The 9,534-nt window shown below is 27.1% G+C and carries 10 protein-coding genes; 2 read left to right on the top strand and 8 right to left on the bottom strand.

The features are described 5' to 3' along the window. Positions 1–327: 327 nt before the first annotated feature. A complete protein-coding gene (locus H8S10_RS17030) occupies positions 328–1,197 on the top strand; it encodes a DUF362 domain-containing protein (protein WP_186839671.1) in 870 nt (289 codons plus the stop codon). A gap of 146 nt (positions 1,198–1,343) precedes the next feature. Here H8S10_RS17030 and H8S10_RS17035 read toward each other — a convergent pair whose 3' ends face one another. The 5 genes from H8S10_RS17035 to H8S10_RS17055 all read right to left on the bottom strand — a co-directional run bounded on the left by H8S10_RS17035 (position 1,344) and on the right by H8S10_RS17055 (position 6,374). After that, a complete protein-coding gene (locus H8S10_RS17035) occupies positions 1,344–3,251 on the bottom strand; it encodes an ABC transporter permease (protein ID WP_186839665.1) in 1,908 nt (635 codons plus the stop codon). Further along, positions 3,251–4,003 carry an ABC transporter ATP-binding protein gene (locus H8S10_RS17040; protein ID WP_186839666.1) on the bottom strand — a complete coding sequence of 251 codons (753 nt, stop codon included), beginning with the start codon at positions 4,001–4,003 and terminating at the stop codon, positions 3,251–3,253. The genes H8S10_RS17035 and H8S10_RS17040 overlap by 1 nt, the downstream gene beginning before the upstream one ends. Before the next feature lie 120 nt (positions 4,004–4,123). Beyond that, entirely contained in the window at positions 4,124–5,038 is a 915-nt protein-coding gene (locus H8S10_RS17045) for a sensor histidine kinase (RefSeq protein WP_243175901.1), read from the bottom strand. A gap of 107 nt (positions 5,039–5,145) precedes the next feature. Next, on the bottom strand, positions 5,146–5,817 hold the full coding sequence (locus H8S10_RS17050) for a response regulator transcription factor (RefSeq protein WP_186839668.1): 672 nt from the start codon (positions 5,815–5,817) through the stop codon (positions 5,146–5,148). Between the two features lie 110 nt (positions 5,818–5,927). Further along, on the bottom strand, positions 5,928–6,374 hold the full coding sequence (locus tag H8S10_RS17055; protein ID WP_055262748.1) for a hypothetical protein: 447 nt from the start codon (positions 6,372–6,374) through the stop codon (positions 5,928–5,930). Between the two features lie 206 nt (positions 6,375–6,580). Here H8S10_RS17055 and H8S10_RS17060 point away from each other — a divergent pair, with 206 nt between their 5' ends. Further along, positions 6,581–6,883 (top strand): DUF2700 domain-containing protein, encoded by a 303-nt coding sequence (locus tag H8S10_RS17060; RefSeq protein ID WP_186839669.1) that lies wholly within the window; start codon positions 6,581–6,583, stop codon positions 6,881–6,883. 206 nt (positions 6,884–7,089) lie between these two features. On the opposite strand, the gene H8S10_RS17065 is transcribed toward H8S10_RS17060, so the two are convergent. The 3 genes from H8S10_RS17065 to H8S10_RS18220 form a co-directional block, all read right to left on the bottom strand. After that, on the bottom strand, positions 7,090–7,893 hold the full coding sequence (locus H8S10_RS17065) for an alpha/beta hydrolase-fold protein (protein ID WP_186839670.1): 804 nt from the start codon (positions 7,891–7,893) through the stop codon (positions 7,090–7,092). 338 nt (positions 7,894–8,231) lie between these two features. Beyond that, positions 8,232–8,951: a hypothetical protein gene (locus H8S10_RS17070; protein ID WP_243175902.1), complete on the bottom strand. Its 720-nt coding sequence runs from the start codon at positions 8,949–8,951 to the stop codon at positions 8,232–8,234. Positions 8,952–9,137: 186 nt separating this feature from the next. After that, entirely contained in the window at positions 9,138–9,335 is a 198-nt protein-coding gene (locus H8S10_RS18220) for an AraC family transcriptional regulator (protein WP_243175903.1), read from the bottom strand. Positions 9,336–9,534: the final 199 nt, after the last annotated feature.

Raw genomic sequence — 9,534 nt, forward strand, 5'->3', positions numbered from 1 at the left:
TCAATTTTATTGTAGGTTTGTTTACCATACAATAAAAAATTCAAACTTATATAATTTTCAAAGAGCGAGCAATTCTATGAAAAATCAAGCTATTTTTTCATATCAACTTAACAGATTCTAAATAATACCATTTATTTTATATTTTCCCACAATACGTATTACTTTAACTATATCACTTAAAGTTAACTCTAAGTCAATATTTTTTTACTTAAATTTCATTAATTAAGTTTTTAGTAAATATTTTCTAATTTCTACTTGATTTGAAGTTAACTTTAAGGTCTATAATAATACAATGGCTAACTAAAAAAAGAAGGGATTGTGAGAAAAATGGAAAAATCAAAAGTCTTTTTTACTTCTGAAATAACTCCAGAAAATATGATAAAAATGTATAATGCTCTTGGCGTAAAATCTGAGGGAAATGTGGCAGTAAAGGTCCATTCAGGTGAGGTTGGAAATCAGAATTTCATTCGTCCTGAGTTTATGAAACCTATAATAGATTATGTTAACGGAACTATTGTAGAATGTAATACTGCATATGAAGGGAAAAGAAATACTACAGAAAAGCATAAGGAAACTATGGAGCTTCACGGTTGGAACTCTGTTGCTAATGTAGATATACTTGATGAATCAGGTGATATGGAGCTTCCTATAAATGGTGGTAAGCATTTAAAAACTAATTATGTTGGGAAAAATATGGATAAGTATGATTCTATGGTTGTACTTTCACACTTTAAAGGTCATCCTATGGGAGGTTTTGGAGGTGCTCTAAAGAATATTTCTATAGGTCTTGCTTCTTCTCATGGAAAAGCTTATATTCATGGTGTAGGAAAACCTGAAGAACTTTGGACTGCTGACCATAACTCATTCCTTGAATCAATGGCTGATGCTTCTAAATCAATTATGGAATATTATAAAGATAAAATTGTTTTTATAAATGTTATGTGTAATATGTCAGTAGACTGTGACTGTTGTGCTGTTGCTGAAGACCCAAAGATTGGTGATATAGGAATACTTTCTTCTACTGACCCAGTAGCACTAGACCAAGCATGCCTTGATTTAGTATACTCTTCTAAAGATCCAGGTAAATCTCATCTTATAGAAAGAATAGAATCAAGAAATGGTGTACTTACTGTAAAAGCTGCATCAGAATTAGGTGTTGGAAATAGAGATTACGACCTTATTGTAATTAACGATTAATAATCAGAATAATAAATGTTTTGGAAGCCATATTACTGGCTTCCAATTTAATTTCTTAATTTAATTTAACACTTTAGTGAATGTAGTTTAACTATATTTAGTGAGTTTTATATAGCTTATTCTTTTCTACTTTATTTCTATCATCTTCATACTTTAACGATATTTTTAAAGTTTTTAATAGATATAATTGCACTTATTATAAATATAGCTATTGATACTACTACACTAATAATAAAAGTAACGGTTAAATTTTCTGATAAGAATTTTCCTAAAACCTGTATTGCAAAGAAACTATGAAGAAGTCCTATTGATAATGGTAGTATATAAAATAGAGAAACTTCTTTTCTAATAGCTTTTCCTAAGTCCTTCTTTGATGCTCCTATATTTTTTAGAATCTTATATTTTTCCTTATCTTCTGTAGCATCACTGTATATCTTTATATAAATTATGCTAGCCTCTGCTAGTACAAATACTAGGAATAGAAATGCTCCAATTGCATATACAACCTTTAACCATTCTACATTTTTAGTCCTATATATCCCTACTTGAAACTTAATATCCTCTGTTAAATAAGGTGCTAATGCTTCTCCTAATTTATTTGAAAGCTCTTGATTTAATAACTCATCATCATTTTCCACTTTAATTCCATAGAAATTAACCATTTCTCCACTGCTCTTAAGCTTTTCATATTCATCATTATTAACAACTACTGTTGGATAATTAATAAGTGAGCCTAAAACCTTAAATCGTATATCACCTTCACTAATCTCATAAGTTTTATCACTAACAGTTACATCCTTTTCCTTGAGTAAACTTGCCAATGTTCCTGGGCGTTGTATATAGATAGCCTTACTTCCTTCTACCATTTCTTCATTAACTTTTGCTAAATCTTTTTCATATCCATTAGCCTTTAAAATATTAGTAAATTGGTCATAAGATAATAATATATAATCTTCTTTTTTCCACTCTTCAATATTTTCTAATGTATTCTTAACTATTGCCACTTCCGTATTTAAATCATATTTCTTACTACCTAAAAGATTTGTGATTTCATCTGATATTTTTTCATCATTTATTATATTTGAAGAATAAAATGACATTGAAAATAATTGGTCATTTTGTTCACTCATTGTATATAGCTTTCTCATTGAAACTGCTGTACCTAATACTGTAACTGTACATGCTGTTAAAATACCTATTGTAGCATAAGTAGTGTAATTCTTCTTTATTCTGTAAGCTAAACTATTAATAGTTATTACATTCTCACCTTTATATAATATTTTTTTATTATTAATTAAAAAGTTAAGAACTACAGGAATTGCAGCATAAAACAATCCATAAGTACCTATACAAACTAAAACCAAAGTTTTTAAAGCATTTATTTTTGAACTAAATACTAGATAATATCCATAAGTAATAAATCCAACTGAAACAATAGCTATAATATAAGTAAACACACTAATCTTCGGCATCTTTTCAGACTTCTTACTATCATTTAAAAGGTCAATTACCTTACTTCTTGCAATATTAACAAAGCCTTTTATACTCATTAATAAAAATATAAACATAAATATTAAAAATGTGCTTACTATAGAATTAGCTGTAACAGTAAATTTAACATCTACATTAAATCCTGCAACTGCAAAAACTATCATTTGAAAGAATTTAGAAAATAATACCCCAACACCAATTCCAATTACACTAGCAGATAAGCCTATTAACATCATCTCTGAAAAATAGATTTTACCAATAGTTTTTAAATCAACGCCCATAAAGGTAAAAAGTCCAATTTCCTTTTTCCTATTTCTCAAAAACACATTTGATGTATACCAAATAAAGAAAAACATAAAAACAGCTAAAATTACACTAACTGCTTGTAACATCATCTTAGTATAAGATGCATTAGCTTCTCCTAATACCTGTATTGCTTCGCCATTCATAAGTATAAAAAAATTACTTAAAATAATTACTGAAAAAATCATAGAAATAAAAAACATGGTGTATGTCTTTATATTATTCTTAAAATTATTAAAGGCTATGGAAAGTATACTCATTATTTAGCACCTCCTAAAGTTGCTAATAAATCAATTATCTTACCATAAAACTCTTTTCTATCATTACCTTTATTTAATTGACACTTTATCTCTCCATCACTAAGCATATAAACTTTTTTAGAATAGCTTGCACTAAAAGCATCATGAGTAACCATTATTATAGTTGCTTTATTTTCTTCATTTACTCTCTTTAAGCACTCTAATAAGTCTATAGAAGATTTTGAATCTAAAGCTCCTGTTGGTTCATCAGCAAATATAACCTTAGGCTCTGTAATTAACGCTCTAGCTGCTGCACCTCTCTGCTTTTGTCCTCCTGATAATTCATAAGGGTACTTTTTAAGATGCTCTGTAAGCCCAAAAATATCAGCCATCCTAATAACTTTATCTTCAATTTCCTTACTTTTCTTTCTTCCCAATGCTAATGGAAGTGCTATATTATCCATTAATGTCATGTTATCTAAAAGGCTATAATCTTGAAATATAAACCCTATTTTATCTTTTCTAATGTCTGATAACTCTTTATTTTTCACCTTTGTAATATCTATTCCATCTAAAAGTATCTCACCTTTAGTAGGCTTATCTAATGTAGATAATAAATTTAAAAGAGTTGTTTTTCCTGCTCCTGAGGGCCCCATTATAGATAAGAATTCTCCCTCTTCAACAGACAAAGATATATTATTTAAAACTCTGGTCTTAAAGCCTTTAATTCCATAATCCTTTGATAAATTATTTAACTTTAATATTTCACCCATCTATTATTTCCTCCAAAATCTAATTTCTATTTAGCTGAGCTATTAATCAGCTTACAAATTAATTTTAGTGGTTTTTTAATAATTAATCCTTCACTTAACATTACATTTAAACATCTAATGTTACATTTTTGTAATGGTAGTAAAATCAGATATTTTATTAAACTTTATTTTAAATAACGTGTATTGATTTTTTACTGACTGTACTTCAAATGAATTTCCTAGCTTATCTAAAATCTTCTTAGAAAAATAAAGTCCCATTCCAGTAGATTTATATATAGTATTTCTACCATTGCTACCTGTAAATCCTTTGTTAAATACTCTCTCAATATCCTCCTTGGCTATTCCAATCCCATTATCTCTAATATTTAAACATATGTATTTATCTGTTTCCTCTGCATAAAATTTTATTTCTGCATTTTCCTTCGAGTACTTTATTGCATTATTAATAAGCTGATCTAAAACATATAAAATCCACTTTTTATCTGTATAAACATAGTGGTCTAAGTTCTCTAAGCTTATATCAATACTATTTCTTATTAATAAGAATGCATTGTTTTTAATAGCTTGCTTTACTATATCTTTTAACTTTTCCTCTGAAATAAATATATCCTCAGCAGCAGCTGTTGCTCTACTTCCATACATTACTGAATTAACTAAGAAATTAATTTTTTCAGTTTCATTTTTAATATCTGTACTTATCTTTGCATCATCAATACGCTCTAAAATCATTGATATTGCACTAATAGGAAGTTTTATTTCATGAACCCACCTAGAAATATACTCTTCCATATCTTTAATTTGTTCATCTTTAATATCTATAACCTCAGAATACTTGCTTTCTTTTTTATTAATGATATATCTGATTATCTCTTCTTCTAAAAAATCACCTTCAACATCATCTATATTGATATCATTATCATCTTCAACTAACTCATATAGCTTACTATAACGTTCCTTCCAGCTTCTATACTTAATTATGAAAGCTACTATATAAAGAACTACTAATATTAAATCTAAGTAATATACTTCTCCCATATTATCCTTTAGCAAATTTAACACTAAAAAATATATATTAATAAAAAATAAGATACTACAATTAAACAAAATACATTTTATATTTTCTCGTATAAACCTTTTTAAATTCATTGTATAAAATACCCTATTCCTTTTTTAGTTTTAATTACATCATCTAAACCTAAGTCCTTTATTTTCCCTCTAAGCCTAGTAATATTCACCGTTAATGTATTATCACTAACAAATTCATCATCATTCCATAAGCTCATCATAATCTTTTCCCTGGCTACTACCTTCCCCTTATTTTTTATAAGCAATGATAGTATCTTAATCTCATTTTTAGTAAGCTCTATTTCTTTATCCTTATATCTAAAAATACACTTTTCAATATCTAAAACTGCATCATTATAATAAATTAAAGAATCAGAACTTGCATAATCATAGCTTCTACGTAATAATGCATTTATTTTTGATATTAATACTTCAACTGAAAAAGGCTTTGTAATATAATCATCTCCACCATTATTCATTCCCATAATAATATCCATATTAGAATCTCTTGAAGATAAGAATATTATGGGAACCTTAGAAATCTCCCTTATTTTTTCACACCAATAAAATCCATCATAATACGGTAAATTTATATCCATTAATATAAGACTTGGTTTTATATCTATAAATTCCTTTAATATATTTTCAAAGTTATCTATTGTAGCTACTTCAAATCCCCATTTAACTAATGATAACTCTAACTCTCTAGCTACATTTAAATCATCTTCAATTAATAATATCTTTTTCAACGTCTTCACCTCTTACTTAGTATATTGCTTATCTTATCAAAATACTATTATAAATTTACCATATCTATATAGCGATAATAACAAAACACTAGCTGAGAACTTAATCCCAGCTAGTGTTTTACTCTCCCAACAAACTCATCGTAACTTTCAGGCTTACCATTTCCAAATATAATTTTAAATTCATTTGTTTCTGTATTTCTATAATTAATATAGCTCTTATTTAAATCTAATCTAGAAGTATCACTAAAATTAAACTTCTTTAATACATCCTCTTCCCTAACATTTTCACCTAATGTTCCTACTTGTCCAATTCCACTAGAAGTTACTAGCTTATAAGCTCCACATGGATTTAAATATTCGATTTCTTTTACTTCTATAGATTCGCTTTCTTCCTCATGACATTTATCACAGTGACAACCTAGCTCATGCTTTGGATTTTCTTTATTATAAAAATAACCACAACAATTACAAATCTTAGTTGTTCCATTAGATGAGTTTTCTATACTAACTAATCCCCCACATATTTTACATTTCTCAATATTTAATACGTTATCCATATTATCCCCCCATTCTTCCTTCATAAATTAATTATATTAACAACATAGTATTTTTATGAAAGATACTTTTGTATCATTATCTCTGTTTTGTTTTTTATTTTATGATTATACTCATTTACGAGTATTTTATTTTAAAGTATAATATGAATATATAGTATTGAATAATCTATAAATTCAATAATATCATTTAAGGGGGGTGAAAAATTATGACTGATTTTATTCTAATTATTTTACCATTGATATTAGTTAGTATTGCAATGATTTTATTAGTAAATAATCTTAAGAAGAAAAATAAAAAAAAGAACGTTTCCAAAAATGAAACACACAATCAAAAGGAAGATAAATCAGAAGAAGATTATATGACTTTAGGAATGACATTAGGAATGTGTTTTGGTGTAACAATAGGCTCAATATTTACAAATACATTTGGACCAAATTCTATCACTTATGGAATATGTTTTGGCATGTTAGGTGGTATGGTTATAGGAATGACAATAAAGAAAAAGTAATGCTTAATTAAACATAGTAATGCACTGGCAAATTTAAATTATTGAGATTTAGAAATAAAGTGGATAAGTTATTTCTTCACTTTTATATGACCTATTATAACATCGATTTAAAACAGAGCCTAAAAATAAAATACTAACTATAAACATACTATATTATAGTTAGTATTTTAACTTTTACACTTGATAATATTTACTAGAAAATGCTATTAAATCCACTCTAAAAATATTGGGAATCTTTTTCTCCAAGAAGCTTCAGAGTGATTTGCCCCTTCATCAATAATAAGCTTCAAATCCTCGCTATCTTGTCCTAATTCCAAAAGTAAATTTGCTATATCTTTTGTATCTTCTACATAAATCCTGTTGAAGTCTTTATTTTCTTCATCTGAAGTTTCTTTAGTTCCTACATCTAGATAAACCTTAGTTCCTTTTTTAAAATTATCTTTTATGAATTCCATTAGTTTATCTTTTTTAAACCAAGCTGCTGTTGAAAATGCTCCAATAGCCGAAAATATTTCTTTATACTTATACCCTGCATATAAAGATATAAATGCTCCCATTGATGAGCCAGCAATAAATGTATTATTTCTATCTTTTAATGTTCTGTACCTTTTATCTATAAGTGGTTTTAATGTTTTAACTAAAAACTCTACGTACAAATCTCCCTCTCCACCAGCAACTTGTAAAGTTTTTGAATGGATAAATTCTGATAAATTGTCATTTACCCAAGGTGAATATTCATCAATTCTTCCTCCATCTAAATTACAGTCAACTCCTACAACTATAATTCCATCTCTACCCTGTTTTTCAATATTACTTACAGCATCTTGAATCCTCCATGCTTCACCAAATGATGCAGTTTCCTCATAAAATAGATTATGTCCATCTTGCATATAAAGTACAGCATATTTTTTATCTTCTCTTTCATCATAATCACCTGGTAAATATACTCTTACCATTCTATCTCTTCCTAATTGACCTATATGAATACTAAAGTTTTCAATTCTATACATCCTCAACACCTCTTTTAATTTATTAGTTGCACCTCGAAGGTCCAGTTATTTTCCATAGACAATCATAATACTATCAGCTAAAAAACTTCCTATAAATACAGCTTATAACAATATGCCAAATATTACTATAACAATATTTATTCTACCGTTACTTTATATATTAAAAATCACCTGTTAGATAAATTAATACAAATGAATTTAAATAATTCGCTATGTTTAAGAATAATGTTGAAAATAATGCGTTTAAAAAGGACCGATAAACTATTGGTCCTTTTAGTTCGTTATTATTTAAGATTGTTCATAGAATCTAATTGGTAAATTGAAATTTATCACTCTCTTTATTGATATGTTTTATTAATATTTTTAATTAACATTTTATATTGCAAGTCCCCTAATCCATATTGTGGGAAATTACTAAATAGCTCATTAATAAGTTGCTTTTCAGATTTATTAATATGTTCAATTATATACCTATTAATTTCACTATCTTTATTCAAATAGTTTAAATATAATAATGTAGCTTGATATAATACTGGCATTAGCTTTTCATTTGGCATCTGTTTATTGCAGATTATACTTTTGTATCTTTGATAACTTCCATTTATATCAATTTCATAAGCATTAGGTAACATCTCATCACTACTTTCAATAGCCATACAGAATAGTACATCTCCATCAAAGTTACTTTGCTCTAAATAAGCAAGTATTGTCAGCATATTCATTTGACAGAACATATCATCACCAAACCATAATACTATTGTATCAAATTCATTTTTAAATAATGGTTCTAATGGATTTAATACTATATCTCTATATTGTTCTATTGTTCCATTAAGTGATTGTACTCTTTTTTCAATAAATGCTTGTGAAAATATTTCTTCATCAGCTTCGCCCCAACACATAGCTTCATTAAATGAAACATAAGTAAAGTTTTCATTACACCATTTCTTCTTCTTAAACTCGTCCATCATACAACCACCATTTAAAATATGAAGAACATTGGATTCATACTTAGAATATATTTTCTCTTGAATAGTATTAATTATTTCATTTTTCATTACATAACCCTGATTATCACTTTCGTTATTATAAGTAATTTTAGAATTAAATTGTGAAGCTGGTAATTTATTTTTTCTATATTCATATGGAGATATTCCATAACAACTTAAAAATGCACGAGAAAATGCTTCTTGAGATGAATAGCAATATTTATATGCAATATCAATAATTCTTAATTTTGTTAATCATAAATCATCTGCGGCACATTGTAATCTTCTTTTTAAAATATATTTTTTAATTGATATTCCTATGTATTTACGAAAACTTGTTGAGCAATAAAATGGTGAATAATTAACTCTTGTAGCTATATCTGTTAATGAAATATCATTACTCAAATTATCCTCAATATAATCAATAATCTCTTCAATATTATTTTTTTGCATTGTATTCGCCTCCTTACAACTCAATTATATTTGGTCTAATGTTTGATTTTATGATATTTCTTGTGTTAATTTTAAAATTTGGCTCTGTTAGATTAAATTGTTGATATTGTACTCAAAATAGGGTTGTACAAATTACAACCCTATCTAACTATAAACTCTGTTTAGATTCCCTAACAATATTTCTATTGCAAAGGTCTAT

The organism is Clostridium sp. NSJ-49 (assembly GCF_014287725.1).
Classification (GTDB): domain Bacteria; phylum Bacillota; class Clostridia; order Clostridiales; family Clostridiaceae; genus Clostridium; species Clostridium disporicum_B.